This window comes from Neobacillus muris (genome assembly GCF_943193175.1).
Classification (GTDB): Bacteria; Bacillota; Bacilli; order Bacillales; family Cytobacillaceae; genus Neobacillus; species Neobacillus muris.
In genome coordinates, this window is record NZ_CALPDF010000058.1 from 1 (window position 1) to 26,442 (window position 26,442).

General features: G+C 44.0%; 27 protein-coding genes. 7 read left to right on the plus strand and 20 right to left on the minus strand.

Annotated features, from left to right (window positions below):
- Positions 1-84: 84 nt before the first annotated feature.
- The 9 genes from NFS43_RS22590 to NFS43_RS22630 form a co-directional block, all read right to left on the minus strand.
- Complete coding sequence (locus tag NFS43_RS22590; RefSeq protein WP_251555183.1) at positions 85-843, minus strand: carboxymuconolactone decarboxylase family protein; 759 nt, start codon at positions 841-843, stop codon at positions 85-87.
- 53 nt (positions 844-896) lie between these two features.
- Positions 897-2,093 (minus strand): thiolase family protein, encoded by a 1,197-nt coding sequence (locus tag NFS43_RS22595; protein ID WP_251555184.1) that lies wholly within the window; start codon positions 2,091-2,093, stop codon positions 897-899.
- 12 nt (positions 2,094-2,105) lie between these two features.
- The gene (locus NFS43_RS22600) at positions 2,106-2,759 is read right to left on the minus strand and encodes a 3-oxoacid CoA-transferase subunit B (protein ID WP_251555185.1); all 654 of its coding nucleotides are present in this window, start codon (positions 2,757-2,759) and stop codon (positions 2,106-2,108) included.
- Positions 2,756-3,439: a CoA transferase subunit A gene (locus NFS43_RS22605; RefSeq protein WP_251555213.1), complete on the minus strand. Its 684-nt coding sequence runs from the start codon at positions 3,437-3,439 to the stop codon at positions 2,756-2,758. The genes NFS43_RS22600 and NFS43_RS22605 overlap by 4 nt, the downstream gene beginning before the upstream one ends.
- A 187-nt stretch (positions 3,440-3,626) precedes the next feature.
- Positions 3,627-4,967 (minus strand): short-chain fatty acid transporter, encoded by a 1,341-nt coding sequence (locus NFS43_RS22610; protein ID WP_251555186.1) that lies wholly within the window; start codon positions 4,965-4,967, stop codon positions 3,627-3,629.
- A 338-nt stretch (positions 4,968-5,305) separates the two neighbouring features.
- Positions 5,306-5,650, minus strand: coding sequence for a DUF3870 domain-containing protein (locus tag NFS43_RS22615; protein WP_251555187.1), 345 nt, complete (start codon positions 5,648-5,650; stop codon positions 5,306-5,308).
- Between the two features lie 131 nt (positions 5,651-5,781).
- Positions 5,782-6,849, minus strand: a complete 1,068-nt coding sequence (locus tag NFS43_RS22620; RefSeq protein WP_251555214.1) for a zinc-dependent alcohol dehydrogenase — start codon at positions 6,847-6,849, stop codon at positions 5,782-5,784.
- A gap of 21 nt (positions 6,850-6,870) precedes the next feature.
- Positions 6,871-7,548: a cyclase family protein gene (locus tag NFS43_RS22625; RefSeq protein WP_251555188.1), complete on the minus strand. Its 678-nt coding sequence runs from the start codon at positions 7,546-7,548 to the stop codon at positions 6,871-6,873.
- A 55-nt stretch (positions 7,549-7,603) separates the two neighbouring features.
- Positions 7,604-8,542: a 3-hydroxyacyl-CoA dehydrogenase NAD-binding domain-containing protein gene (locus tag NFS43_RS22630; protein ID WP_251555189.1), complete on the minus strand. Its 939-nt coding sequence runs from the start codon at positions 8,540-8,542 to the stop codon at positions 7,604-7,606.
- Positions 8,543-8,819: 277 nt separating this feature from the next.
- On the opposite strand from NFS43_RS22630, the gene NFS43_RS22635 reads away from it, so the two are divergent.
- Complete coding sequence (locus NFS43_RS22635; RefSeq protein WP_251555191.1) at positions 8,820-8,990, plus strand: hypothetical protein; 171 nt, start codon at positions 8,820-8,822, stop codon at positions 8,988-8,990.
- Between the two features lie 63 nt (positions 8,991-9,053).
- Here the strand turns inward: NFS43_RS22635 and NFS43_RS22640 are convergent, their stop codons facing one another.
- The 3 genes from NFS43_RS22640 to NFS43_RS22650 form a co-directional block, all read right to left on the minus strand.
- Positions 9,054-9,479 (minus strand): hypothetical protein, encoded by a 426-nt coding sequence (locus tag NFS43_RS22640; RefSeq protein ID WP_251555192.1) that lies wholly within the window; start codon positions 9,477-9,479, stop codon positions 9,054-9,056.
- Between the two features lie 166 nt (positions 9,480-9,645).
- The gene (locus tag NFS43_RS22645; RefSeq protein ID WP_251555193.1) at positions 9,646-10,410 is read right to left on the minus strand and encodes an SDR family NAD(P)-dependent oxidoreductase; all 765 of its coding nucleotides are present in this window, start codon (positions 10,408-10,410) and stop codon (positions 9,646-9,648) included.
- Between the two features lie 57 nt (positions 10,411-10,467).
- Positions 10,468-11,778 (minus strand): APC family permease, encoded by a 1,311-nt coding sequence (locus NFS43_RS22650; RefSeq protein WP_251555194.1) that lies wholly within the window; start codon positions 11,776-11,778, stop codon positions 10,468-10,470.
- A gap of 469 nt (positions 11,779-12,247) precedes the next feature.
- Here NFS43_RS22650 and NFS43_RS22655 point away from each other — a divergent pair, with 469 nt between their 5' ends.
- The 3 genes from NFS43_RS22655 (at position 12,248) to NFS43_RS22665 (ending at position 15,843) form a co-directional block, all read left to right on the plus strand.
- Positions 12,248-12,385: a hypothetical protein gene (locus NFS43_RS22655; protein ID WP_251555195.1), complete on the plus strand. Its 138-nt coding sequence runs from the start codon at positions 12,248-12,250 to the stop codon at positions 12,383-12,385.
- Between the two features lie 434 nt (positions 12,386-12,819).
- The gene (locus NFS43_RS22660; protein WP_251555215.1) at positions 12,820-14,562 is read left to right on the plus strand and encodes a cation:proton antiporter; all 1,743 of its coding nucleotides are present in this window, start codon (positions 12,820-12,822) and stop codon (positions 14,560-14,562) included.
- A 420-nt stretch (positions 14,563-14,982) separates the two neighbouring features.
- On the plus strand, positions 14,983-15,843 hold the full coding sequence (locus NFS43_RS22665) for a manganese catalase (RefSeq protein ID WP_251555196.1): 861 nt from the start codon (positions 14,983-14,985) through the stop codon (positions 15,841-15,843).
- A gap of 108 nt (positions 15,844-15,951) precedes the next feature.
- On the opposite strand, the gene NFS43_RS22670 is transcribed toward NFS43_RS22665, so the two are convergent.
- The 8 genes from NFS43_RS22670 to NFS43_RS22705 all read right to left on the minus strand — a co-directional run bounded on the left by NFS43_RS22670 (position 15,952) and on the right by NFS43_RS22705 (position 23,502).
- Positions 15,952-16,107 carry a hypothetical protein gene (locus NFS43_RS22670; protein WP_251555197.1) on the minus strand — a complete coding sequence of 52 codons (156 nt, stop codon included), beginning with the start codon at positions 16,105-16,107 and terminating at the stop codon, positions 15,952-15,954.
- A 598-nt stretch (positions 16,108-16,705) separates the two neighbouring features.
- The gene (locus tag NFS43_RS22675; RefSeq protein ID WP_251555198.1) at positions 16,706-17,659 is read right to left on the minus strand and encodes an ABC transporter permease; all 954 of its coding nucleotides are present in this window, start codon (positions 17,657-17,659) and stop codon (positions 16,706-16,708) included.
- Positions 17,652-18,566 (minus strand): ABC transporter ATP-binding protein, encoded by a 915-nt coding sequence (locus tag NFS43_RS22680; protein ID WP_251555200.1) that lies wholly within the window; start codon positions 18,564-18,566, stop codon positions 17,652-17,654. The genes NFS43_RS22675 and NFS43_RS22680 overlap by 8 nt, the downstream gene beginning before the upstream one ends.
- Entirely contained in the window at positions 18,559-19,275 is a 717-nt protein-coding gene (locus NFS43_RS22685; protein WP_251555202.1) for an ABC transporter ATP-binding protein, read from the minus strand. The genes NFS43_RS22680 and NFS43_RS22685 overlap by 8 nt, the downstream gene beginning before the upstream one ends.
- Positions 19,272-19,643 carry a GntR family transcriptional regulator gene (locus NFS43_RS22690; protein ID WP_251555203.1) on the minus strand — a complete coding sequence of 124 codons (372 nt, stop codon included), beginning with the start codon at positions 19,641-19,643 and terminating at the stop codon, positions 19,272-19,274. The genes NFS43_RS22685 and NFS43_RS22690 overlap by 4 nt, the downstream gene beginning before the upstream one ends.
- Before the next feature lie 5 nt (positions 19,644-19,648).
- Complete coding sequence (locus NFS43_RS22695; protein WP_251555205.1) at positions 19,649-20,425, minus strand: hypothetical protein; 777 nt, start codon at positions 20,423-20,425, stop codon at positions 19,649-19,651.
- Positions 20,426-20,769: 344 nt separating this feature from the next.
- The gene (gene nagZ / locus NFS43_RS22700; RefSeq protein ID WP_251555207.1) at positions 20,770-22,500 is read right to left on the minus strand and encodes a beta-N-acetylhexosaminidase; all 1,731 of its coding nucleotides are present in this window, start codon (positions 22,498-22,500) and stop codon (positions 20,770-20,772) included.
- Between the two features lie 222 nt (positions 22,501-22,722).
- Positions 22,723-23,502, minus strand: coding sequence for an REP-associated tyrosine transposase (locus NFS43_RS22705; protein WP_251555209.1), 780 nt, complete (start codon positions 23,500-23,502; stop codon positions 22,723-22,725).
- A gap of 460 nt (positions 23,503-23,962) precedes the next feature.
- Between NFS43_RS22705 and NFS43_RS22710 the strand changes: the two genes are divergently transcribed.
- From NFS43_RS22710 to NFS43_RS22720, 3 genes are all read left to right on the plus strand, one after another.
- Positions 23,963-24,715, plus strand: a complete 753-nt coding sequence (locus NFS43_RS22710) for a DeoR/GlpR family DNA-binding transcription regulator (protein ID WP_251555210.1) — start codon at positions 23,963-23,965, stop codon at positions 24,713-24,715.
- Between the two features lie 65 nt (positions 24,716-24,780).
- Positions 24,781-25,263, plus strand: coding sequence for a PTS sugar transporter subunit IIA (locus NFS43_RS22715; protein WP_251555211.1), 483 nt, complete (start codon positions 24,781-24,783; stop codon positions 25,261-25,263).
- Positions 25,260-26,363 (plus strand): M42 family metallopeptidase, encoded by a 1,104-nt coding sequence (locus tag NFS43_RS22720; protein WP_251555212.1) that lies wholly within the window; start codon positions 25,260-25,262, stop codon positions 26,361-26,363. The genes NFS43_RS22715 and NFS43_RS22720 overlap by 4 nt, the downstream gene beginning before the upstream one ends.
- Positions 26,364-26,442: the final 79 nt, after the last annotated feature.

The window sequence follows — 26,442 nt, forward strand, 5'->3', positions numbered from 1 at the left end:
TGCGGGGCCTTTTCACCAATAAAATGGAAAAGCACCTACCCAACCTATTGAATTTTCATAGAACTTTTGACACTACCTAACCTGCTATTCTACTGATAAAAAATCGCTTCCTTCAAACCATGCGGGAATTCCGGCCGTCAGCAGCGCCACTAGAGAGACATCGGCAATTTCCGCATCCGTCGCACCAAACCGTTTCGCACCCTTCATATGAAGTTCAATCCCTCTTGGGTACATTTCCGCGACATTAATGCCCACCAATACAAGCTCTTTTAATTTGCGGGAAACAACATCATCCCGTAAAACCGATCTTCGCAAATCGGTGTATCTTTCCAGGCAAGCAGGGTTAAATTGATTTAACACCTTGACCCAGTTCGGAACCTCCCCGCCTGTCTCCTGTTTATAATAACCGTTATAGTCTGTCAACGAGGCAAAAAAGTCGTCTTCCGTTAAAGCCGGTGCCGCTTCTGCTGCAGCCGTCTCCCCGTCTCCACAATAAGAAATGGCATATTTAATTGCCTCTACACCTGTAAACCAAGCAGGGATGCCTCTGGAGATAATGCATACAGACAGTACATCAGCAAGCTCCTCGATGGTTGCTCCTGAATCGATTGCCCCTTTTGTATGGTAAATCATGCTTCGTTCATATCTTCGTGCTGCATTAATCCCGACTAAGATTAATTCCTTTTCCTTCTTGCTGAGGGCCCCGTCCACCAGAATTTCGCCCCGCAACTTGGTATAATATTCAAGCGCTTTCGGGGCGAAATAATGCATTTTGGCTGCCCAATCCGGCACCTGCCCATAAACGCGTTCAAAAAATTCTAACCCATTAAATTCGGTTGTCATGTACCCATCTCCTAAACAGTTAGTATTCTACTAAAACGAACCGTCTCCCTGATTCAATCCACTGACCGGAATACGGTGGCCATCCCTTGCCCGCCGGCGATGCATAATGTGGCAAGCCCCCACTTCGCTTGTCTTTTTTTCATCGCATGAATCAACGTCACACAAATTCTCGCACCGCTGTTTCCGATTGGGTGGCCAAGAGCAATCGCTCCGCCATGGACATTCACTTTTTCCATCGGCAGCTTCCATTCTCTTAAACAGGCCAGCGCCTGGGCTGCAAACGCTTCATTTAATTCTACCAAATCCAGATCATTTATGCCGATATTTGCCATTTCCAACGCCCGTTCCGCTGCCTCCACAGGACCGATTCCCATCCGGTCCGGACGTACTCCTGAAACGCCGAGCGCCGTGATTTCCACTAATGGCTGAAGCTGATATTTCTTGACCATCTCACCCGACACCACGAGCAGCATCGAGGCCCCGTCATTTAACCCCGACGAGTTGCCTGCGGTTACCGTCCCGCCCTTTTTAAAGGCAGGCGAAAGCGCAGCCAGTTTTTCCAAAGTTGTCTTCCGAGGGTGCTCATCCACAGAAAACACAATCGGCTCGCCCTTCTTTGGAAAAATCGTCACCGGGATGATCTCCTCCTCAAACGCACCATCCTGGATCGCCGCATGGGCCTTTACTTGGCTTTCATAGGCAAACGCATCTTGTTCCTCGCGGGAGATCCGATAATCCTCGGCAAGATTCTCGGCGGTCATTCCCATCACCAAACGGCCATACTTTTCTTCAGGCTGCGAACCCGGCTGGCTTTCCTTGTTCGGATCCAAAATTTCAGCGTTCCCGGAAAGAAAGCCGTAGCGGGCATTGCGGATATAATAAGGGGCAGCGCTCATGCTCTCCACGCCCCCAACCATGTACGCATGGCCCATCCCAGAGCGAATCGCCATAAAAGCATTATGGATGGCCTGCATGCCGGAACCGCAGGCACGATGAACGGTATAGCCCGGCAGCGATTCAGGCAGGTTCGCCTTTAGAAGCGCCTTTCTTGCAATATTGGATTGGTCCTGGCTTTGTTTAGCCTGGCCTATAATCACTTCATCCACTTCTTCCATGGGCAGCAGACTCTTTGCGGCCAAATCCGCAAATAATGGCACCAATAGCTCATCCGGCTGGAGGTCCTTCAAGGCCCCGCCGATTTTTCCAACCGCGGTTCTCTGTGCACGGACAACAAATACTCGATTCTCCATCATTCCATCCCCCTAACGTACAGCTGTAATCTGTTCACTGATTTCAAACGCCGCCTCCGTCTTTTCCCTGACTTCAGCCAGATTCACACCCGGCATCAGCTCCTTCAGTACGAGCTTGCCAGCTTCAAACGTAAACACGGCCAATTCCGTGATGATCATATCTACCTTGCGCAGCGACGTAATCGGATAGGAACAGGTATGGACAATTTTCGGATCGCCATTTTTCGCCGTATGATTAGTAGTGACAATGACTTTTCCGGCGCCGCTGAGCAGGTCCATCGCCCCGCCGACTCCCATAATGTTTTTGCCGGGAATCGCCCAGTTGGCAATAAACCCCTGTTCATCCACCTGCAAGGCACCGAGAACCGCCACATCCACATGCCCGCCGCGGATCATTCCAAACGACTCGGCGCTATCAAAATAAGAAGCGCCAATCCCCTCTGAAATCGGCAGCTTGCCCGCGTTCACCAAGCTTGGATCAAACTCCGCTTCATTCCTCAGCTCCTGGACCCCGAGCATCCCATTCTCTGTATGAAAATAAACCAAATCGGACTCGACATATTTAGCGACAAGGGTGGGAATGCCGATTCCCAGGTTGACAACAGAGTGTGGCTGCAATTCTGCCGCTGCCCGCTTGGCAATCATCATTTGGCTGTCTCTGGTCATTTGGAAACCACTCCCTCTTTGCTTAAAATTAATCGGCTTTCTACAATGGCGTCAACAAACAAATGCGGCGTCACAATTTCTTCAGGTGAAAGCTCACCGGCCTCGACAATCTCATCGGCCTCGGCAATCACAAAATCCGCTGCCGCAGCCATTAACGGATTAAAGTTTCGTGCTGTTTTGTAATAGACCAAATTGCCAAGCGTATCCGCTTTTGCCGCTTTGACAAGGGCGACATTGGCCTTCAGGGGAAGCTCCAGCACATACAGTTCGCCATTGATTTCCCTCACTTCTTTCCCTTTTGCCAGCTCCGTACCGGCACTTGTCTTCGTATAATAACCGCCAATCCCAGCACCGCCTGCCCGGATTGACTCCGACATCGTCCCCTGCGGAAGTAATTGAATCTCCAGCTTTCCTTGATGATAAAAATCGCCTACCTCACGATTGCTTGTAAAATAAGATCCGATGGCTCTTTTAACTTTCCCCTGACGCAATAAGATCCCCAAGCCTCTGCCAGGCTCGCCAAGGTTATTGCTGATCACCGTTAACCCGCCAGCATCATGCCGTGTCAATTCGTCAATTAAGGTGAGGGGAGCGCCAACAAGGCCGAACCCCCCGACCATCAGCGTATCGCCCGATTGAATTTTTTGAACGGCCTCTTCTGCCTTCATCTGTTTTTGCATGATCATCACCTCTTTAATTGATAGGCAAAACGAACGCTCCGCCATTTGAATAAACAAAGAACCCAGCCCGCCCAAAAGAAAACGCCTTGGCGCTTCATCTTTTGGAAAGGCTGGGCCATCCCATTCCTGTGGAAGCGGGGGAACCGCCTCCACCATGAAGATTTCCTCTTTCCATCCTCCTATTTACTTATCCCATAAATCCCCAAATCAGGGTTGCCGCACAATAGACAATCCCGATCCAGAACATCATGACCACCGTATAGCCCATCACATCTTTTAGCTTGAGATTCGATAAAGCCAGGGCCGGTAAAATCCAGAATGGCTGGACCAGGTCATTCCAAGCATTTCCCAGCATAACCGACATGGACGTCTGGCTGATCGAAGCGCCCAATTCCTTCGCGGCATCAATCATAAACGGCCCCTGTACCACCCAGTGCCCGCCGCCAGACGGAGCAAAGAAGTTGATGATGAAGGAACTGACCAGTCCCCAGAACGGCAAGGTGGCGGCGCTGGAGAATTGAACGAACCAGTGAGCAATCGTGTCCACCAGCCCAGACCCTGCCATAATCGCCATAATGCCCGCGTAAAAAGGATATTGAAGGATAATCCCAGAGATGGTCTTGATGCCTTCATTTAAACTAGCCACATATTTGGCTGGTGTACCTAATAGAATGATGCCAAGGAAAAGGATGATAAAGTTAATCATATTCAGATCCAGTTTCCCTCCCTGATTAAAAAAGGCGACCACGTAAACGATTCCAATTATTCCGATTAGAAGGGACAGCACACGGCTGTTATTTAATTTGGACGCAAAAGTCACGTCTTCCTTTTCCAAGACAGCAGCGGAGGCGGCAGCTTGATCATTTGCCTCCATTTCAGGGTTGATCTCAATAATATTTTCTTTCTTCTTCGGATGCAGCCAAGCATTTAATAATGGAAGCGTGATAATGACAATCAGGCTAGTAATCAGCATCGGAGCTGAAAAAATGGTTTCCGACAAGGACACCACGCCCATCGCCTTTTCCATTGGGTGGCCGGGTGTCGAGATTAATACTGGAATACTCGCGGAAAACCCTAATCCGTATAAAGTGAATCCACTGTAAGCTGCTGCAATAATCAGCGGATAATGGACACCTTTCACCTTTAAGGCAAGTTTTTTCGCCATAATCCCGCCAATCACCAAGCCAAATCCCCAGTTCAGGTAGCTGCCAATTCCGCCCACTAGCGTGGCAACAATGATGGCCGTTCTTGGCGTATGGACAAGGGAGACAATTTTGTTTAAAAAGCGGTCAATGATCGGCGCTTTTGCCAGCACATAGCCCATCGCAAGAATGACCGCCATCTGTGTCGTAAACGCTAGTAGATTCCAAAAGCCTGCTCCCCAGCTCGTAGTGGCGGCAATCAACCCTTGCCCCTCTATCAAAATGGCCAATAGTAAAGTCAAAATCGTTAATCCAATCGCAAAGACGAATGGATCCGGAAGATACCTTCTCATCAGATTCGTGAAAAAACCTGTAATTCTCTCCATTGCTGAACCCCCTTATATTCTAGTAACCCGCTAAAGATACCGCTTTCATTTCTGTGTAAAATAGAACTCATTTGCTGCCGATCGATCCCCTGTGTTCCACCCTAGCAACTAAAACGATTCGTTCTGTTTTGCCGATCACCTCCAAATTGGGATTTTCCCACAAAAAAATACCCAGATTGCCAAAAGGAATAAGAAAAAACAGGTTTTTTCTCAGTTTCTTTTGGAAAAGCTGGGTATTCTTAAGTCAAATAGGAACGGGCAGTTCCATCGTTAAGAAGACGCTTCTCAAAAGTTATTTTTATACTAAAAATATAATATTCTTTTGAATAATTGTCAAATTATTTTTTATTTTCCAACTGATTTATCTTTTCAAAATATCGTTTGTACGCGGCCTTCAAGGCCACAATGACTGAATTGGTGGATGGCGCAAAATAATGCTCCTCAATCCGCTTCACCAGTTCATCAATGCCATTCGACAAGTGGTAGCCCACCACCAGCCGTTTAATAAAATCCTTCGCTAAGTCTGTGACAAACGTAAATTCCGCATCGACAATGGAATGGTCAACAGGATTGATTTCCAGAACGATTCCCGCATGCTTATAAATCTCGAACATCGCGCTCCCTGTCGGCGCCTTTGCATAGGCTGTCACTAAAACGGTCTCCATTTTAAGCTGTGAGTTCATCTTGCGGCCCCCTCGGTTTTCCTATTATTTTACTAGAGTCTTCCTCATCATTCAATGTTATCGCAAAATATTGAATATTCCCGATTCAGTTCCAGTAAAACTTTTGGGAAGCCCAATCTGCCTCTCTCATTCTAGCATAATGGTTTTAAAATCACCTTTACCCCTTGCTTTTGAACCCCAGCCTCAAAACCCTCGACTGCTTTTTCAAGCGGAAGGACATGCGAAATCAGTTTTTGATACGGAAACTTCCCAGAGGCCGCCATGGAAATCGTCTGCCTCAGCGTCTGTTCTGTCACCCCATATACGCCTTTTACCGTGATTTCGCCACGGACAATTTCATGGGATGGCAGCACTGTTTCCTTGGCGGAAATGCCGACCAATAATAGTTCTCCGCCTTTTGTGCACATTCTGACCCCTGAAACCAAGGATTGATGAAAGCCGCTCGTTTCAAACACATGGTCGGCGCCCTCGCCATTTGTCAGCTTGGAAACGGCTTCCACATCAGGGATTTGATCAGCATAGACAATATCCGTTGCTCCCAATTCCTTTGCCAGCTGCAGCCGTTCCTCATCGGCAGACAGGCCGGTGACAATCAGCTTTTTCAATCTGTAGTTGGATAAGGAGGCAATCAGCGACAAGCCAATCGGACCTGGCCCTATGACAACGGCTGTATCTCCCGGCTGTATCTCAGACCGCTCTAGTGCCCTTACGCCAATTCCAAGCGCTTCCAGCATTCCCGCCACCTCAATTGGCATCGAGTCAGGGATCGGCAGCACATTTTGATAATGGATGGCCGCATACTCTGCCATCCCGCCATTTTGCCGGAAACCGTATTGCAGGGATTTTGCCGGCACCTTGTCCATTGCCCCTTGGCCGTGGTCGCATAGATTGGTCCGGCCCCTCTGACAATTCTTGCATTCCCCGCACGGCACATAGGGATTGATCATGACCCGGCTGTTTATTAAATGCGCATGAGCCGGATTGTTCACTTTGACCACTTTTCCCGCAAATTCATGGCCAAGAATCACAGGAGTCGCCACCCACTCATAGGCGTGCATTCCTTCATACATGTGGAGATCGCTGCCGCAAATGCTGGCTGCTTCTACCTGCACAAGCACTTCATCATCCTTCAGTTTAGGGGCTTCTACTTCGATCACTTCTACCCCATGACCTCTCGTCGTTTTCACCACTGCTTTCATGTTGTTCACCCTTTCTATTTTTTACCACTCTTCCACCGCAATCGCCCGAATCGGCGACCCTGTTAATCCCTTTAAATTCAACGGTGTTCCGATGAAATAAAAATGTTTCTTCGACAGCTTCTCCAGGTTCACGATGTTCTCCATAATGAGGATATTTCGGCTAAGCAGGGCAAGATGGACATCCCTTCTCATATTTTCATTGATATCGGCGTTCGGCAAATCGAGCCCGATGGCTTTCAGCTTGTTTTCAACGACCCACTCGCCAATCGACGCATCAAGCGACTTGCAATCATGGAACCCTTCCCCATTCCATTCACCAGGCCAGCATCGGAACAGGACAATTTGATTCTCCTTGATTTCCAGCTGATCCCGTTCTACCACCGCTTCCACCATTTCCCTTGTAACCGGCTCGGCCGGATGTTTATCGGAGACATCGATGAGGACCGCCTCCCCCATCGTCGCCTCTATCGGAATCTGTTCAATCGTTAGCCCATCCTTAAAGAAATGATAGGGCGCATCCATATGGGTCCCGCTATGGTCGGACATCATAAAGATTTTGCTGGCGTACCCTTCACAAGGAGCCGTATATCTCGGCTTTGAAAAATCGTGGGTAATGTGATCCATAAACACTACTTTTGGATGGGAGGGAAAAGAGACTAAACCGTCATACAACTGCACGGATAAATCAACCGTTTTCATTTTTGAAGCACACCTCTCTCATTTTTTTAAAAATAGCTGACCTGAAGCGGCCGGATTAGCCCTGCTGCCGCAGCCATTTCATTAATGGAAGCAGCTGGCCGTTTTTCTTTTGCAGGACGTCTGCCTGGGATTCCTGGTCCCAATCATAAAAACCTTTGCCTGATTTGATTCCCAGCTCCCCTTTTTGGACTTTTTCAGAAAGAAGCTCAGATGGCTCTGTCCGATTCTCCAAATCCTTGTAAAGGTAGGACGCAATGTGGTGATGGACATCCAAGCCGTTCAAATCACGCTGTTCCAATGGGCCTGTAAACAGCAGCCTGACCCCCAGGCTCCAGCGGACAACCGTATCAATTTCCTCCGCCGTGGCGATTCCGGCTTCCAGCAGCGAAATGGCCTCTCTTGCCATGGCGTGCTGAATCCGGTTCCCAATGAAGCCAGGGATATCCTTCCTGATTAGTACCGGTTCCTTATGGATGTCTTTGAAAAATTTCATGACTTGGCGGCACACTTCATCGGAGGTTTCCTCGCCACGGATGATTTCCACTAATGGAATGATGTCGGCTGGCATAAAAAAGTGGGTCCCGATAAAGCGTTCACGTCTTTTAAGCGGTTCACTGATCTGGTTAATTGACAGCCCCGATGTATTGGTGGCAAAAATCGTATCGGATGCACAGATTTCTTCGAGCGATTGAAATAGGCTTTGTTTTAATGCTAAGTTTTCAGGTATGGCCTCGATCACCAGCCAGGAATGTTTGGCGTCTTCCAGGTTGTCTGAAATCGTGATCCTGCCAAGGGCTTCATCGATTTCGGATTCTGAGATCAGCCCGTAGGAGCTTGCTGACTCAAATAGTTCGCTTATTCGCTGCTTTGTCCCCTCCAGGGCGGATCGGTTTTGTTCCACGATGTGAACGCTTGCATGGTTTTGCGAAAGTAGTTGAGCGATTCCTCTGCCCATGGTCCCTGCCCCGATGACGGTCATTTTTTTGTTTTCCATGATTCCCCCTCCTTATCCCCACAAATAAAAAAACCCAGCTCCATAAAAAATAAGAATGCATTCTTATCTTTTAAATGGAAAGCTAGGTATTCTTAATTACAATGAAATGGGTAATTTCACCATTAAGAAGCCGCTTCTCATCGAAAATTCATTTAATTTGAATTATTTATATTATTATAATATTTCTATATTCTTTCTAAGTCAACTATTTTTGCTGCACTTGTTTTTATCCCGCTAATGGGAGCCTTATGCGCGAGTAACTAGGGGCGATTCGACAGTGATCGGAGTTTATCCGACAGTTGGAGGGGGTTATCCGTCAGTGACAGGAGCCTATCCGACAGTTGGAGAGGGTTATCCGTCAGTGACAGGAGCCTATCCGACAGTTGGAGAGGGCTTTCCGTCAGTGACAGGGGCAGACGACAATTGGAGGAGTCTATCCGACAGTTAAGTTAGTAGGGTCACAGACCAAACCTGGCTATGGCCATGAGCTAAACCAGCATTGACAACCTAGTCATATCAGCCCTTCGGCTTTCCTTTCACTCAAAATGTCTTGAATGATTTCCATATGAAAGGCAGCCCATGCTTTTTCGCGGAAATGGAGGATGACACTCGTGATAAGAAGAGTAAAATAAATAATGGCAAATATGAGCCAAAGCCAGCTTCCCTCCCTAAATAAGTAGTCCACTAAAGGTTTGGAAAACAGAAACAACAGCCAGGGTACAGCCGTAACAAAAATAGGCGTAATGCCCGAGCCATTTTTTTCTTTGACCATCCGGTAATAGATTAATTTTAATGTACCGCTGTCCATGGATTGATATAATTTCTGAATACTCTCTACCTCTTCAAAATCCCTTAGATTCCGGACTGGCTGGCCATTTTCAGCCGTTCGTTTCACTTGAAGAAAAACTTTATGAGCATCTCCTCTGAAAGAAAACACGTTTCCTTTCCTCCCGCCTATTAAACATACTTGCTGACCGAAACATGATGATTCTTATTTTTAACAAACAGCCTTTAGAATACACTCATAAAATTTGTTGATGACCAAAGGGACGGTTCTCCAGTTTTTTTGACCAACAGAACCGTCCCCATGGTTCCCCATGGTTTTATATTCCTGCAGTAATACCGCCATCTGCAATAACTGGCGAACCCGTCAAGGCAGAGGAATCATCTGATGCTAGAAAGGTCGCCACCTTAGCAATTTCTATAGGCTGGATCGGTCTGCCAATCGGTTGGACAGCGCCTAACTCCTTCAAAACAGCCTCTCTTCCTCCAAACAATTCGGCATGTGCATCATTGAAGGTTGTATCTACCCAGCCAGGGCAGATGCAATTTACCCTAATATGATCTTTTGCATAATCTAAGGCCATGGCTCTCGTCAGCATCAGAATAGCTCCCTTAGAAGATACATAAGCTGTAAGCCGCGGCTCTGCAACAAAACTATTGGCAGAAGCCGTATTAATTATGGAACCCCCGCCAGATTGCTGCATAATTGGAATGACATGTTTAGACACGAGGAATTGGGATTTCACATTTACGTCCATTGTTTTATCCCAAATGTCTTCTGTTAATTCAGTCACAGACCCAGGAATATTAACGGCCGCATTGTTGCAAAGAACATGAATTTGGCCAAATTTCTCAACAGTAAATGCCACAAGATCCTTAACATTCTGTTCGGAGGAAACATCCGTCTTAAAGAAATAAACAGCGTGTCCTTCTTGCTGTAATTCAGCGGCGAGGGCTTGTCCTTCCTTCTCTAAAATATCGGAGATTACGACACTTGCTCCTTCTTTAACGAAATCTCTTACCATTGCCTCGCCAATTCCTCTAGCGCTGCCTGTGACAATCGCTACTTTATTTTTTAATCTCATTTTAAAATTCCCCTCTATTTCTTATTTTCGATTCATTTTCTTTTTAGCAAATTTGGGTTACATTTTATAGCTTTCAATGGATGGGCCCGCTTGTTTGTAACCTTTTGATTTAATAAAGCCAACTACTGCCCCCACGAAGATCCAGGAAATGCCGACTGCTTTTGTTTTCATATCAAATCCTGTCCAAACAAAGGCACAAACCGCAAAACCAATGAATGGGAACAAAAGGTGATAGAAAAAGCCGTTGACTCCCCGTTCTTTTTGTTTAAAAAAGAAATAAACCATCACAGAAAAATTCAGGATCGTGAATGCCGTAACGGCACCAAAGTTAACGAACATTAAAATGGTTCCAATCGGTACAGTTAAGATAAGGATGATAGAGATGATCATCGATAATAAAATAGCATTCGCTGGTGTTCTAAAAGTAGGCTGGATATGTTTTAGCCACTTAGAGCCAGGCAGAAAATTATCTCTACCCATGGCAAATAAGACACGAGACACCGCTGATTGAACATTTAGCGTGACAGCTAATCCGACTGCCACCACATTAATCATGATCATGGCAACATAGAAATAATACCCGCCAATTTCTCTAGAAATATCAAACATCGCCATATCTGGATTCAAATTCATATATTTAGCATGGGCTAAAGAAGCCATATAGGTTTGAATTAAAAACAAGAAGGCGGTTGAAACTAAGGCGACAACGGTGGCCTTCCCCACAACCTTTTTCGGCTCATTGACCTCCTCGGCTAATGTACTAATTCCGTCAAATCCAACAAATCCCAATAAAATCATCGAAGTAGCCGCCGCGATAAAATTCCAAGAGATATGTTCCGGCTGCAAGATAGGCGTTACTGAGAAACCGCCAACTCCTAAACCCTCGATAAAGACGTATTTGATAGCAAAACCTAAGAATAAAACCAATGCTGCAATTTGTAACCAAAATAAGAAGGAGTTAACCTTCGCATTTAATTCAATGCCGCGGATATTGATCAATCCTGTAAGAATAATAAAGACAATGGCTAATAACTTTGTATTAATCCCTGGAAACAGCCCTGTCAGCCATAAACCTGAAAATAAGCACATTAAGGCTGGACACAATATATAGTCAGATAGAATAGTCCACCCAGTTAAGAAACCTATATGCGGATTCAAACCTTTCCCAACGTACGAATATACGGAACCAGCATACGGAAATTCTTTACTAAAACGAGCATAACTTAATGCGGTAAAAAACATGAGGATTGCCCCAATTAAATAAACTAATGGAACCATCCCATAACTGGCTTGTGCTACCGATCCAAAAACCTGGTAAGGAGCTAGCGGAGACATTGTAATCATCCCGAAGATGATTAAATTTCTCATGGTCAAACTCCTTTTTAATTCTTGTTTTTCCTCTTGCAAAAAAATGACCTCCCCCATTGATAACATTCCTATGAAAACGATTCAAAACAACTATCATTATGTAAAAATAGGTAACCCCAATGTTTGTGAACCAAAAATATAGATTGTTTTAAATTTTCACAAGAATAAGACTATAGTACCATATAACCGTTTTACATACTACAATAATAAGTCTACAGGGAGGGTTCTCCTGTTTTTTTCCATAAGAACCGCCCCCGCATTGCAGCTAATATAAAAATTTCATTTGAGTCATACTAATAGTTGTGTGAGATCAGAAAAATCTTCAGAACAAACCAGCGCAAGATTTCTTCTGTTTTTCCACACAAAAAAGGGATACTGATTGATTGTTCAGTACCCTTTTTTTAACTTTATTTGCGTTTTATACCTACTATTTGAAAGCGAGATGGAATCCATTATGACTAACTCCGGAATGCAGCGGGATCAAACGAGAGAACAAATTGAGAAACACGACAAAAGAAATGATATTGAATTAGGCAATGAATATCAAATCGGAAACACCCGTTCACAAAGCCAGAAAAAGAGTGGGCGTCAAGCCAATAAAAAATAACCGCATTTTTATGAAAAAACAAAGCAGCTTGTCCATTACAGGAGCAAGCTGCTTTTGAAATGAGACAGACTGCATTCCATAATTTAATGGGTTTCTTTCCTTTCCAAACAAAACAACGCCTCTGCTTCACAAAAACCTAACAATCGTTTGTTTAGTTTGACTGTATTCATTGATACATATTACTTTTAAATGGTATACTTCCAAAAAAGATGTCAGTCAAACAAACGTTTATTTGAAAAAGCTAATAATCCCGGTAGTACAGGATTTCCCCCAACATTCCGGCAAAAAATTTGTCATCTAAATAAACGCTTAATTGAAAACAACACCAGACCTATTAAGTAAAATGAAGCACGAGATCCGTACATAAAAAAAGGGTGATTTATATTCAACAAGAATTTGTTTTGATTAGTATTGTGATTGTGATTGCACTCGGCATGTTTTCACAGTGGTTAGCTTGGCGGATTCAGTGGCCATCTATTGTGATTATGACGATTGCTGGACTTTTCATCGGTCCGATTCTGGGTTTAATCAATCCACAGGAAGGGCTGGGGGGACTTTATAGTCCATTGATTTCTCTTGCCGTTGCCTTGATTTTATTTGAAGGCAGTACAAGCCTTGATATCCGCGAACTGAAAGGGATCTCCAAGTCCGTGTTCCGTATCGTGACCCTGGGTGCCCTTTTAGCTTGGATTGGTGGTTCATTAGCCGCCCATTTTATGGCTGGGCTTAGTCTCGAGGTCTCCTTTATCATTGGAGGATTATTTGTAGTGACAGGGCCTACTGTCATTATCCCATTGCTTAGGCAGGCAAAATTACCTCCGCGAATTTCTTCGGTACTGAAATGGGAAGGCATTATTGTGGATCCAATCGGTCCATTGCTAGCTTTATTTGCTTATGAGATTCTGAAAATCACCGCGGAGGGCCCTTTTCAATTTGGAGACTTCCTTCCGTTTTTTGTCGATTCCATATTAGCCATTGCGGTCGGTTATGCAATTGGTATACTCGTTAGTGTTCTTGTTGGTAAAGGATTGTTCCCTGAATACCTGAAATCGCCCATTATCTTTTGCTTTGTCTTGATTTGTTTCACATTTGGCGAAGCCATCATGCATGAAACGGGTATGCTTGCTGTAACCATCATGGGGCTGACCTTAGCCCGCACCAAAAAATATGTCCATTCCATTGGAAGTATTGGTCATTTCATGGAAAATATCTCGGTTATGCTGACTTCTACCGTTTTTATTTTGTTGACGGCATCCCTAACAAGAGAAACAATCATGGCTATTTTTACTTGGCCGATTATTTTATTTGTCCTGACCATGCTTTTTCTCGTTCGGCCGTTGTCTATTTGGCTGTCAACGATCGGAACAGAACTGACTTTGCAGGAAAAAACACTTGTGGGCTGGATAGCGCCAAGAGGAATTGTGGCGCTGACCGTCTCGGGGTATTTTGCTGAGGTTTTAATAGAAGATGGTTATCAAAATGCCTCCATCTTAACATCTCTAACGTTAGCTTTAGTGTTTATTACGGTTTGTGCCCATGGTTTTTCAATCGGTCCAGTGGCCCGAAAGCTGGGTCTGGCCAATACCGGCTTCTCAGGTGTCCTAATTGTGGGGGCCAGCAGTTTTTCTATTGCTTTTGCTCAGCATTTAAAAGAATTAGGAGTTCCGGTCCTGATTACAGATACGTCCGATGATCATTTGTACCAGGCAAGAAATTTGGGGATTGCAACGTACCATGGAGAAATTCTTTCGGAGCATAGTGATTTCGAAGTGGACATGACCCCATATGATACCATTTTAGCCATGAAGGGGGATGCGGCATATAATGCACTTGTTTGCCAAACCTATATCCCTGAATTCGGATATAACAACACATTTTCCCTGCCTGTCGAAATGGGCCAAACGGAACAAAAAGAGATTCCACATGCAATAAAAGCGCATTTGTTATTTGGAGAAGGGGCAACATTTCGGGAGTTAAATAAAAAAGTCAACATTGGCTACACCATGAAAACGATTGAAATTGACAGTAAACAAACTATGTTAAAAGAAGAACTGCCGTTAAATGGAATGCCGTTATGTATAAAACGCAAAAACGGCAGTCTGGCGTTTGTCACATTTAAAGAGAAACTCATGCTCGACGCAGGAGATCAACTTGTCGTACTGGATCTGGAGAAATGATTCTCCAGATCTTTTACCAGTCAGGACAGCTCACCCATTTTAAGACCTAATGTTTACCTCCTCAGTCCCCGCTTTCTGGTGGTTACAGGCAGCGCCTTCCATTAATCCGCCCACTCAGTTGCGAAAATGGTGAAGGATCTCTCTGCTTTGCGGACAATTCCAATGCATTTTCCATCTCCATCTTTCATGATACAACCGCAAAATCCCCCCCTTGCTTGTATATAGATGCCGCAATTCCCTTTCCAATTCCTTTGGCAATTGACCGCAGTTTTAGACAGATTTTTTGCTAGTCCCTTTCACAGATAGATTGAAACAACTAGATTTAAACAGGAATAAATAAGACATACACCCAAGCAAACATTGTTCAATAATATATAAAGTTCATAGATAGACCTATTTCTAATAAGGAGTGGTGTGTAAGTGTTTTATCATATAAAGGAATTGCAGTACCAGGCAAAGCCAGAAAGACCTGATCCATTGTTTGCTAAAAATCTCCAGGAGGTACTGGGTGGCCAGTTTGGAGAAATTTCAGTGGCACTGCAATATTTGTTTCAAGGCTGGAGTGTCAGGGGCAATGGGAAATACAAAGATCTGTTATTGGACACAGCAACAGAAGAACTGGCCCATATTGAAATGCTCGCAACCATGATTGCAAGATTGTTAGATGGGGCTCCTGTGGGAGATCTGGAAGTTGCTGCCAAAGACCCTGTAATTGGTGCGATCTTAGGTGGAATGAATCCACAGCACGCAATTGTTTCGGGATTAGGAGCAATGCCCGCTGATTCTGTCGGGAATAGATGGACCGCGGATTACATTGTCGCCAGCGGTAATCTACTGGCCGATTTTAGGGCAAACCTAAATGCTGAATCTCAAGGGAGACTACAGGCTGTCAGATTGTATGAAATGACAACAGACTCCGGTGTTAAAGACATGTTGTCCTGGTTAATAGCCCGCGATACGATGCATCAAAACCAATGGATCGCTGCCATAAAAGAGTTAGAAGCAAAAGAAAATATTGTCGTTCCAAGTACATTCCCTCGAAGCTTAGAAAAACGCCAAGTATCCCACGTTCTTTTTAACTTTTCAGCCGGAAACGAAAGTGCAGAAGGCCGTTGGGCTAATGGTCCAAGTATGGATGGAGAGGGTGTATTTCAATTTGTTGAGAATCCGGTTCCATTTGCCCCAAAACCAAAGCTGAAGCCAGCTCCATCCTATATTCATAATACTCCCCCTGCTGTAATAAAGGATCAGGCAGGACATTTACCTCCAAGTATGTGCTAATTTAACCAAAAACATTTATGGGAGGAAGACTTGCTAAAGGCCATTAGAATATCTAAGGATTGAAAAAATCAAGCTTGTCTCTTTCGGTATTTTTTAAAAATCATTCCACTATTCGTTCTCTAGGCGAATGTCTTTTTCAAGGATCAGGCTGTCTTCAATAGAGCGCTTAAAGACAGTTAGTAGCTGCATAATATGCTGCATTCTGTCCTCAAGAAGTGTGCTTAAAGACAGTTCCTGCTTTGGCCACCTTCTAACTGTCCTCAATCAGGGCTCTTGAAGACAGTTCCTCCTTTGATCACCGTTAAACTGTCCTCAATAACGGCTCTTGAAGACAATTCCGGCTTTGATCACCTTCAAACTGTCTTCAATCAAGGCTCTTGAAGACAGTTCCTCCTTTGATCACCGTTAAACTGTCCTCAATAACGGCTCTTGAAGACAATTCCGGCTTTGATCACCTTCAAACTGTCTTCAATCAAGGCTCTTGAAGACAGTTCCTCCTTTGATCACCGTTAAACTGTCCTCAATAACGGCTCTTGAAGACAATTCCGGCTTTGATCACCTTCAAACTGCCTTCAATCAAGGCTCTTGAAGACAGTTCCTCCTTTGATCACCGTTAAACTGTCCTCAATAACGGCTCTTGAAGACAATTCCGGCTTTGATCACCTTCAAACTATCTTCAATCAAGGCTCTTGAAGACAGTTCCACCTTTGATCACTGTTAAACTGTCCTCAATAACGGCTCTTGAAGACAGTTCCAGCTTTGACCACCTTCAAACTGTCCTCAATCAAGGCTCTTGAAGTCAGTTCCTCCTTTGATCACCTTCAAACCGTCTCCAATAGAACCGTCCCGCTAGCCACTGGGCCTACGCGGCTACGTCTCTCTTCGTGAATACCCCAAAAGCCAATAGCAGAAAGACAAAGAAATAAATTAGCAGCATGATAACAGAGAAACCTACAGTCATCCCTTCAACTAATGGGACCCCATCAGTATATTGGGTCAAATTCGTATTCGCAAATAAGCTATATTTCGCCCATTCATAACGCGTTGCGATCAAGGTGGTGACTTGTCCGCCCATCAATAACAAGAAAATCGATAAACCCACCGCCAGCGAACTGTTCCGGAATACCGCAGAAATCATAAACGCCATCGTCGTAATCATCACCACATCGATGGACGACAAGAAATACGTCTTAATTAAATAGAGAAGCATGCTTTGCTCGACGACAGTTCCATTGGAGTAAGCAAGATGCGTAGTACTGCCATCACCTGCCCCAAATAGAGCAAATCCCAAAATTGCGGCACTGCCAAACAAAATCAACAACATCAACAGACCAAATAAAAGAACTGTCAAATATTTAGATAGAAGGATTTTATATCGTTTAATCGGCCGAATTAGTAGCAGCTTCACTGTTCCCCAGCCAAATTCACTGGCCACAATCCCAGCAGCCACAATGATCGTGAATAAACCAGCAAACGAAATCAGTGAAGTGCTGTCATTAATAAACGTCCACCCTGTTGCCTCATTGTCAGGGGGAATTTGATGATCCAGCCGGTATTGATTAATAGCAATTTGTCTTTGTAAATTTTTCTTATAGGTAGCGGCTGTTGGAGGCAGCTCGCTTAGTTGCTTTTGATCCTGTGTGATTTGCTGCTGGACTTGCTGTTCCCATTGCGGATTCACCGTTTGATCGCCGTTGTCATAGATTTTGTTTAAGGTCCCTGTTGCGATGACGGCCAGAACCAGCAGCCCCATCATCACATAGGTGCCGGGACGTTTAAATATTTTGATCCATTCATTTACTATCAGATTAAGCATGAACCTTCTCCCCCTGTGCTGTGACTTCAAAGAAACGATCCTCTAACGATTTGGCCATTGGCTTCACTTCAAAGATCCTAATTCCTTTTTCCACAAAAAATTGAATCATGTCTGGGACTTCTCCTTTTTCCAGATCGATTTCAATGCCATTTTCAACCCTTTCATAGGAGATCGTGAGGCTTTGAAGAACCTCAGCCTGTTCCCAATCCAACTCGAAGAAGTATTTCTGTTTACTTTCCTTCACATAATCGTGGACCTGTTGAATATCTATGAGCTTTCCTTGTTGAATAATCGCGATGCGGTCACACATCATTTCCATTTCCGATAATAGATGGCTGGATACGATAACAGACATCCCTTTTTCCTTCGTCAGCTTTTTCAAATGATCGCGAATCTCCTTAATTCCCGCTGGATCGAGGCCGTTCGTTGGTTCATCGAGAATCATCACCTTCGGATCATGAAGCAGGCTTTGGGCCAATCCCAATCGCTGCCGCATGCCCAGCGAATAGGTTTTGACTTTATCATGAATCCGCTCCTTTAACCCGACAAACTCCACGACTTCATCAATTTTCTGCTTGGAAATGCCTTTAACCATCCGGGCATATTGCATCAAATTCTGATACCCGGTTAAGAACTTGTATAGTTCCGGATTCTCGACAATCCCGCCAATATGCTGTAAGGCATCCTCAAATTCCGTTTTCACATTGTGGCCGCAAATTAAAATTTCACCGGACGTGATGCCCATCAGGCCGACAATCATGCGGATCGTCGTCGTTTTCCCGGCACCATTTGGCCCTAAAAAGCCGAATACCTCACCCTCTTCAATGGTAAAGCTTAAATCATCGATGATCGTTTTCCCTTTAATCACCTTTGTCACATGTTTCAATTCCACAACAGGACTACTCATAAACATTCCCCTCTCTTTTGGCCATTGCCGATTTAAACCACTCCAGCACAGATAAACCCTCTTCTTCTCGAAGATCCTCCACATTCTTCTGTTCGATGATCTCTCCTTGTAAAATCACAATAGCCTCATCTAAAAGGGGCTCAATTTCATCGATTTCATGGGTGGCAATCATCACGGTCTGCTCCTCAAAATTAATGTAGGATAAGAGACTTTTCACAATCGAATCGCGCACCATTGGATCCAATCCGGAAAATGGTTCATCTAGCAGCAGCACCGGTGCCTTCCTTGCCAAAGCCAGAACCAATTTCAATCTGCCGCGATTCCCCTTGGACAATTGCTTGATTTTTTTGGCAGCATCGAGCTTCATATCCTGCAAAAGCAGCTTCGCCTTGCCCTTATCAAAATCAACGAATTGAGAGGCATAAAAGTCCACCATGTTTCCCACTGTAAAGGAGGGATAAAACATATCCAGTTCCGTTAAATAAGAAACGTGCTGGCTAATTTTCCGAGTCACTGGTTCACCGTTCACTTCCACCTGGCCGAGGTCCGGATAAACGAGCCCCGCCATCATTTTTAAGATCGTTGATTTTCCGCTGCCATTTGGCCCAAGAAGCCCATAAATTTTTCCGGTTTCCAAAGTGAGGGAAACCTTTTTCAAAGAAAAATCTTTGCCATATCGCTTCGAAATGTCCTTTAGTTGAATGGTCACTCCTGATTCCTCCTAAAGAATTGCTGTAAGCCCTCGATCATTTCCTTTTGGGTAAAACCAAGCTCTTTCATGCTTTCAACAAATCCCCCAATAATATCGGTTTGCAGCCGAACCTTTAATGCTTGCAGGACCTGTTCATTTTCTGTCACAAAGGTCCCCTGCCCCCGCTTTGTTTCCACGATCCCCATCCTCTCCAGCTCACTATAAGTTCTTTGTATGGTGTTAGGATTCACACCTGATTGAATCGCCATTTCTCGTACAGAAGGCAGTTTTCCTCCTGCTTTCAGCTCTCCTCTTACAATTTGGGACGACAGGTGGTCGGCTATTTGGAGATAGATTGGCTTAGATGCTTGAAAGTCTTTTGTCATCGCCGTTACACCTCAACTTTTCTGTCGAGTAACCAACAAGAAATCAAGAATAAGCCGGCAGCAAGGACAGCATAGAGGAGAAGTCCCAGCACCGGAATATCAGCTGCATGCAAATAGATGTCCCATCCGTCTTGTTCGTAGCGAAAATTAAGCCCCGCCAATACTGGTATGGTCCACTTGTATATCATTTCCTTAAAAAATTCGAGCCTTGCTAATAGGATGCAAATGGCATTATAGAGAAAAAACAGAAGCACCAGCACGAGCCAGCGCCAGTTTTTTATCGCTGGAAATTTCTTTAAAGAGTGAAAGACCGTCCAATAAAACAGGGCCCAGCACGACACATATAAACTGAACAAAAGCAGGCCGGCATTGAAGATGATCGTTCCGGCAAACAAATCGGACGATTCAATATGAAGCTGCTGCTTGTAAAATTGATATATCACTAGCCCGACAGCGGTTAAAAAAACCTGTGCCGTTACTTGATAGAAAAGGCCGACTGCCAGCTTCGATAACAATAACGCCTTGCTGCTTTGCGGGTTAAAGAGCCATAATTGTGTCTTCCCTTCCAGCCGAAGCATGGACAATACCATTCCCGGCAGGAAAAAAGCGTGAAACAGCAGCAGCAGGAATACCGCAACCGGAAGAAAGGATAGCGGAGTTTTAAAATAGCTCTCCAGTGCGAGCGGCAGTAGTAAAAATATCGAAATAAAGATGATCCAAAAAAGGAACCAACCCTTTGACATAGCAAAGTCCTTTTTCAGCAATCCTTGAAAAGCAGACATCTGCTTAAAACCTCCTTGCACACTTTGTATTAGTGTTCTAATTAAATAGTACACTAATACAATATGACAAATCAAGGGGCGAGGTGGTATTTTTTATTGAAAAAAGGAAAAAATTTACATTCAGATTTAATTATGACTGACACTAGAGCAACTAAGATAAAAGTGAGGCACGAAAGCCGCTCCTTTGCTTGCTGCAGCGCGGCTTTCGTGTTTTAAAAGCGAAGTTTAATACTTGGAAAAAGGAATAGAATGAGGGGAAAAGTCTGAAAAGAAAGGAAAAATAGCCATTTGACAGGGAATCCACGAAGGAAGAAAAAATGAACGACTAATTATGATCCATTTTTTCATGGCTCCGGTAGAACCGTCCCCATGGCCTCCTCAATCGCTTGATTTAGTTGGGAAATATCCACATTTCCTGCTGTTGAATTGTCTAGGGCGTATTTCTTCTTTAGTTTGATGATTCTAGTAACACTTTCGTTAATTCGCTGCTCGGAAATATCTCCATTTTGAACAGCTGTTTTTATCGAAGAAATCGTCTCGATTATTTTGTTATAATCGTGGGCTACTAAAATGATGTCCGCGCCTGCTTTGACTGAGTCCACGGCCGCTTTGCCAATATCATAGTGATTGGTGATGGCTTTCATCGTCATATCATCGGTTATGACAACGCCGTTGAAATGGAGCTGGTTCCGCAGGATATTCGTAATGATGGTTTTTGACATCGATGCCGGATAATCGGCATCCAGTTTGGGTAGAAGGATGTGGGCAGCCATAACCACGTCAGCCCCGTTATCAATGGCACGCTCAAATGGAATAAGTTCCAGTTTCTTTAATTCTGTCATGCTTTTATACACGATTGGAAGCTCCAGATGAGAATCAACGGAAGTATCTCCGTGCCCAGGAAAATGCTTGATAGTCGGAATGATATTCTGTGATTGAATGCCTTTCATCGTTTGAATCCCAAGCCTGCTGACAATATCAGCGTTATCTCCAAATGACCGGTCCCCAATAATCGGATTTTGGGGATTGCTATTAATATCCATTACAGGGGCAAAATCAAGGTTAAAACCAAATTCCTTTAGCTCTCTGCCTAATAATGTCCCGATCTTATAGGAGAACTCTGGATTATGGAGGCCCCCAATTTCTTGGTTAGTCGGAAAATTAGTAAGTCCGCCAGGCAGCCTTGTGATGCTTCCGCCCTCCTGGTCAGTACTTAACAGAAGTGGCAGCGGATTGGAAACATTATCGGATTTTAGTTGATTTAAAAGCTGGACCGTTTGTTGAGGATTAACTAAATTTTCACTATAAAGAATCATTCCGCCCACTTTATAGCTGGTTATTAATTTCTTTGTGTCAGCATCCACCGTTGTTCCCGAAATGCCCGCTAATACCATCTGGCCGATTTTCTCATCCAGGCTCATTTCTGAGATAGTTTTGGCCGGATCTTGATTTTCCACCTGCGTATAGACCGAAATATGGTCTACTTTTGGATTGGGATTCTGATCATTCGGTTTTGGCAGGATCCACTTTAATTGGTATGAAGAAGTAACATGGTAAACCAGAATGATCTGATCATGGGTCTGATCCTTGTAATAGCGGACTTCATCAGGTTCTCCACTTACTTTTTTGATCTCATGATAATCAATGCTCTGAATCTCCGGATCATTAGAACGGAGATCATTTAACGTTTCCCCTTGATAGCCCGCGGTCACATGATGGTTCGTATATTCATTGAATAGGCCAGCGGCGGTTTGGGTGGATTGAGTGGGCGTTCCCCATGCATTTTCTACGGTCTGGCTGGTGGTGTTACCTGAAATAAAGGGGCAATTCAAGACTTTTCCTTCTTTAGATAATGAAAAAACTTGTTTGACGACTGCCGATTGATTGGTTGTTGTCTGTTCGTCCGAAGGTTTCTTATTAGAAGGCGTGGTAACGGTCTTTTCCTTTCCCGACTGAGTCCCCTTGCCATCCCCTCCAAATACATAAATCGCGGTACATAGAACAATCGCCAGAAAAAGGACAGAATAAAGGACCCGTTTTTTTATGGACTTTCTTTTCCTTGAGCTTGTTCTCATCATAGAAAAGCACCTTCCTTCATTGAGTGCCAATGGTGCCAATGGGGACGGTTCTCATGGCTTTCATGCCTTCAGAATCCACCCCATGGTCTGACAAAAACTCCCCGTCATGCGCATAGCTTTGCAATCAATATATGTATTTTATCAAAAAATTTTCCTCCATTGCCACTGGGGACGCCACAAGGGACGGTTCTCACGGTTCCCATTAAACTCAACCATCACCTATGCTTTGGAAATCAGCTTCCGTGAAACGCCAAGGATTCTTGCTGTTTGGCGCTGCGACAATCCTTTGATTTCTTTTGTTTTCTTGAGAATTTCCTTTCTTTCGTAACCTGGCAAACTCTTAACTTGGGCAATCTCGATCCCATTTAGCAGTATTTTAATCACTTCCCTTGCTTCCTCATCCGTCAACCTTCTACCTTTTATCTCGTATTCCAGACACTGGTCTTCATTAACGCTTTCATTAAATTCTTTGAATCTCTCTCTGGCTAGCATCCGATTCTCTGAAAACATCCCTAAAATGAAATCTGTATCCAGCAATTCTCTTCCTGCTTGATCCCCTGCACCCAAATAAGATAGGTAGCTGCTCCACCTCCATTCCTCTACTCGTTTGACCATTCCGGCCTTTAACGGATTTTGGTGAATGTATCTGACCACGGTAAATAGATAGGCGGGATTTTCTACATTTTCACTGTGGAACCTATCCTGAAAAAGATGGCCGCAAGTTCCATATCTCCGGTTATAACAATAGACAAAACTGACGCCAATCCGTTTCATCGTAACCGATACATCCTCATTCCCTTCTCGTATCAGCAGATGAACATGATTGCTCATTAAACACCACCCATAAACGTCTATGTTCGTTTTTATCTTATATTTATGTACAATATCAAGGAAGTTCTGGAAATCACGGTCGTCATGGAAGATTTCTTGTCTATTTGCCCCTCTCCATACAATATGGTAGATACCGCTCCTGCTCTTTACTCTGGCTTTACGAGGCATGTTTATCACCTAAGGGAAAAAATAGTCGTTTGCATTGCTTTATTTCCATGAAATGCATCAAACCTCCTTAAACCATTTCATTGCATTTTCTTTTATAAATCATTGGGAGTTGAATAACAGATGGACGTGCAGCTAATTGTGGATGGCTGTGCTAGAAAAAGTGAAGTAGAAAAAATGAGTGGAATGAGGTAAAAAGTTTGAAAGAGATGAAAAGGCATCATACATTAGGGGTCCAAATGGGGAGAAAAAATGACAGACTATTTATGTCAACCCTATCATACATCAGTTCTTAAAAAAATTCATTCATTTTTCATGACTCCAGTGGAACCGTCCCCTTGGCTACCCTAGTGGAACCGTCCCCTTGGTTCACCGGTCAGGATATTTTCCTGATTATTTCATGATTAATATTGATTATTTATGATTAGATATGATAAATTTGATCCAAGGAGATTGATGGATTATGTTAATTGAACGTCAAAAATCGATTTTAAACCTTTTAAATGAAACCTCTCCATTATGCATTGAGGAACTGGCTGCCCAACTAGAAGTCTCTGAAGTAACCATTCGCAGGGATCTAGTTGTTCTGGAAAGGCAAGGGCTAATCATACGAGAGCGTGGGAAAGCCTCCCTCCCTTCATTTGGGTTTGAGCCATTATTTAATGCCCGTCAGAAGCAAAATCTCACGGAAAAGAGGAAAATTGCCAAGTATGTGGCAAACCAGATTCATGAAGGTGAAGTCATTGCATTAGATGTGGGAACAACCACGATGGAAATTGCCAAAGAACTCGTAAAAAAATCAGGGATTACTGTTTTTACCTCTTCCCTCCAAGTAGCTACGATTCTTTCAAAAGGAAATCTTGAAGTCTATGTATTAGGCGGATTGATTCGAAAAAATGAAATGTCTCTCACTGGCACCCTGGCGATTGAGACCATAAATAAATTTAATTTCGACCGCTTTTACGTTGGCATTGCCGGTATGGAATACAACTACGGCCCTACAGATTTCAGTTTGGAAGAAGCCGAGGTAAAAAAAGCATTCATTGCCAACTCACGGGAAGTAATTGCGGTAGTAGATCACACCAAATTCACCCAAACAGCATTAGTCAAGATTTGTGAATTTGAACAAATCAACGAAATCATCACAGATAAGGTGGAAAATCACCCTATATCACCAGAGCTCCTAAGAAAGACAAAAGTAACGTTTGTTGAATAGAAAAATCTAATAATTAAGTCTTTGGGCTTACAGAAAGAGAATAAATGCCAAAAAGGATGTGTAATATGAATCAACTGATGAATTTAATCAAACCTGAATCTATTTTCTTTCTAAATGACGCCAAGTCAAACGCCGAAATTCTCTCTTTTGCAGCCGATCGGCTTTTTGAAAAAAACATCGTAAAGGATACCTTTAAAGACGCTCTGCTCCAAAGAGAAAAAGAGTTTCCAACCGGGCTGCCGACACAAGGGGCGGGCGTTGCCATTCCACATACCGAATCGCCATTTGTCATTGAAAACCAGGTAGCCATTTTGATCCTCTCTCAACCAGTTCCTTTTCAAATGATGGGAGTACCAGATCATCAAGTAGATGTTTCAATCGTTTTCCTTCTCGCCTTAACAAAAGCCGAAAGCCACCTAGAGATCCTCAAAGAGCTCATGCACATCATTCAAACCCCAACATTATTAAGAGCCATTTTGCAATCAAAGAAGGTTGAGGAGGTACTGGACAGCATCCAATCCTTTGTTTTATCGGAGGGTAACCAATGACAACTTTAAAAACTCTTATCAAGGATTTAACCTCTCTATCAGCCGTCAGTTCCCGTGAAGATCCAGTCATTCAATACATGGTTCCTTTTTTTCAAAAGTATGGGGATATAGTAGAAGTCGATACGTTAGGAAATGTCACCTGTTCCTTTCTCACCCATCATCCTCACGCTAAAAAGGCGATTATCTTTGCCCATATGGACGAAATTGGGTTTATTGTAAGAAAGATCGAAGACAATGGCTTCCTCCGCGTTGATCGAATTGGTGGAGTTCACGTCAACGTGCTCCCTGGCTTAAGAGTTGACGTGTTAGGAAGAAAAGGGACACTGCCTGGGTTAATCGGTATCACCTCCCACCATTTTACCGCCCCCGAATCAAAGGGGAAGATCCCGAGTCCCAGCCAGCTTTATGTGGACATTGGAGCAAAATCTAAAAAGCAAGCCATCGAAATGGGCGTGAATGTTGGCAGCTTTATCACCTACCATGCTGATTTCATGGAGCTTCCAAATGAGATGGCGGCCAATAAATCAATGGATAATCGGGCAGCTTGTGCTGTTTTATTGAAGCTGTCAGAAGAATTAAATGTGTTAAAAGAAGATTTGCAATGGGATATCCATATAGTGGCTTGTGTTCAGGAAGAATTCAATATTAGAGGAATCATGCCTGTTATCCAAAAAATTTCTCCAGATGTTTCGATTGGGATCGATGTAACACCAGCGTGTGATACCCCCGATATGCAAGGAATTTCCGATGTAACACTCGGCGGCGGCCCTGCATTTACATTTATGAATTTCCACGGCAGGGGGACCTTGGCTGGAGTCCTGCCGGACGAGCGACTGCTCCATCAATTATTGACAGTTGCGGAAGAAAACGGAATCGATTATCAGCGAGAGGTGGCAATCGGGGTGATCACCGAGAATGCCTTTATCTCATTTTCAGGATTAGGAGTAGCAACGGCCAACTTATCCATTCCAACACGGTATACCCATACCCCCATTGAGACGATTAATCTTCAAGATGTGACAGGGGTAATCGAAATATTGAAGCTCTTTGTTCAAAGTCTCAACGATAAAACAGAATTTGGAAAAAAACATCTTTTATAACGGGTAGTGTCAAAAGTTCTATGAAAATTCAATAGGTTGGGTAGGTGCTTTTCCATTTTATTGGTGAAAAGGCCCCGCA

Excerpts from the sequence above, each read along its gene's own strand:
- NFS43_RS22680 (WP_251555200.1), bottom strand. The coding sequence starts at position 18,566 with ATGAGTAGTCCTGTTGTGGAATTGAAACATGTGACAAAGGTGATTAAA.
- NFS43_RS22615 (WP_251555187.1), bottom strand. The coding sequence starts at position 5,650 with ATGAACTCACAGCTTAAAATGGAGACCGTTTTAGTGACAGCCTATGCA.
- nagZ (WP_251555207.1), bottom strand. The coding sequence starts at position 22,500 with ATGAGAACAAGCTCAAGGAAAAGAAAGTCCATAAAAAAACGGGTCCTT.
- NFS43_RS22715 (WP_251555211.1), top strand. The coding sequence starts at position 24,781 with ATGAATCAACTGATGAATTTAATCAAACCTGAATCTATTTTCTTTCTA.
- NFS43_RS22605 (WP_251555213.1), bottom strand. The coding sequence starts at position 3,439 with ATGCAAAAACAGATGAAGGCAGAAGAGGCCGTTCAAAAAATTCAATCG.
- NFS43_RS22645 (WP_251555193.1), bottom strand. The coding sequence starts at position 10,410 with ATGAGATTAAAAAATAAAGTAGCGATTGTCACAGGCAGCGCTAGAGGA.
- NFS43_RS22705 (WP_251555209.1), bottom strand. The coding sequence starts at position 23,502 with ATGCCTCGTAAAGCCAGAGTAAAGAGCAGGAGCGGTATCTACCATATT.
- NFS43_RS22655 (WP_251555195.1), top strand. The coding sequence starts at position 12,248 with ATGCAGCGGGATCAAACGAGAGAACAAATTGAGAAACACGACAAAAGA.
- NFS43_RS22625 (WP_251555188.1), bottom strand. The coding sequence starts at position 7,548 with ATGAAAACGGTTGATTTATCCGTGCAGTTGTATGACGGTTTAGTCTCT.
- NFS43_RS22595 (WP_251555184.1), bottom strand. The coding sequence starts at position 2,093 with ATGGAGAATCGAGTATTTGTTGTCCGTGCACAGAGAACCGCGGTTGGA.
- NFS43_RS22690 (WP_251555203.1), bottom strand. The coding sequence starts at position 19,643 with ATGACAAAAGACTTTCAAGCATCTAAGCCAATCTATCTCCAAATAGCC.
- NFS43_RS22630 (WP_251555189.1), bottom strand. The coding sequence starts at position 8,542 with ATGGAAAACAAAAAAATGACCGTCATCGGGGCAGGGACCATGGGCAGA.
- NFS43_RS22610 (WP_251555186.1), bottom strand. The coding sequence starts at position 4,967 with ATGGAGAGAATTACAGGTTTTTTCACGAATCTGATGAGAAGGTATCTT.
- NFS43_RS22720 (WP_251555212.1), top strand. The coding sequence starts at position 25,260 with ATGACAACTTTAAAAACTCTTATCAAGGATTTAACCTCTCTATCAGCC.
- NFS43_RS22650 (WP_251555194.1), bottom strand. The coding sequence starts at position 11,778 with ATGAGAAATTTAATCATCTTCGGGATGATTACAATGTCTCCGCTAGCT.
- NFS43_RS22620 (WP_251555214.1), bottom strand. The coding sequence starts at position 6,849 with ATGAAAGCAGTGGTGAAAACGACGAGAGGTCATGGGGTAGAAGTGATC.
- NFS43_RS22675 (WP_251555198.1), bottom strand. The coding sequence starts at position 17,659 with ATGCTTAATCTGATAGTAAATGAATGGATCAAAATATTTAAACGTCCC.
- NFS43_RS22600 (WP_251555185.1), bottom strand. The coding sequence starts at position 2,759 with ATGACCAGAGACAGCCAAATGATGATTGCCAAGCGGGCAGCGGCAGAA.
- NFS43_RS22695 (WP_251555205.1), bottom strand. The coding sequence starts at position 20,425 with ATGTCTGCTTTTCAAGGATTGCTGAAAAAGGACTTTGCTATGTCAAAG.
- NFS43_RS22660 (WP_251555215.1), top strand. The coding sequence starts at position 12,820 with ATGTTTTCACAGTGGTTAGCTTGGCGGATTCAGTGGCCATCTATTGTG.
- NFS43_RS22710 (WP_251555210.1), top strand. The coding sequence starts at position 23,963 with ATGTTAATTGAACGTCAAAAATCGATTTTAAACCTTTTAAATGAAACC.
- NFS43_RS22590 (WP_251555183.1), bottom strand. The coding sequence starts at position 843 with ATGACAACCGAATTTAATGGGTTAGAATTTTTTGAACGCGTTTATGGG.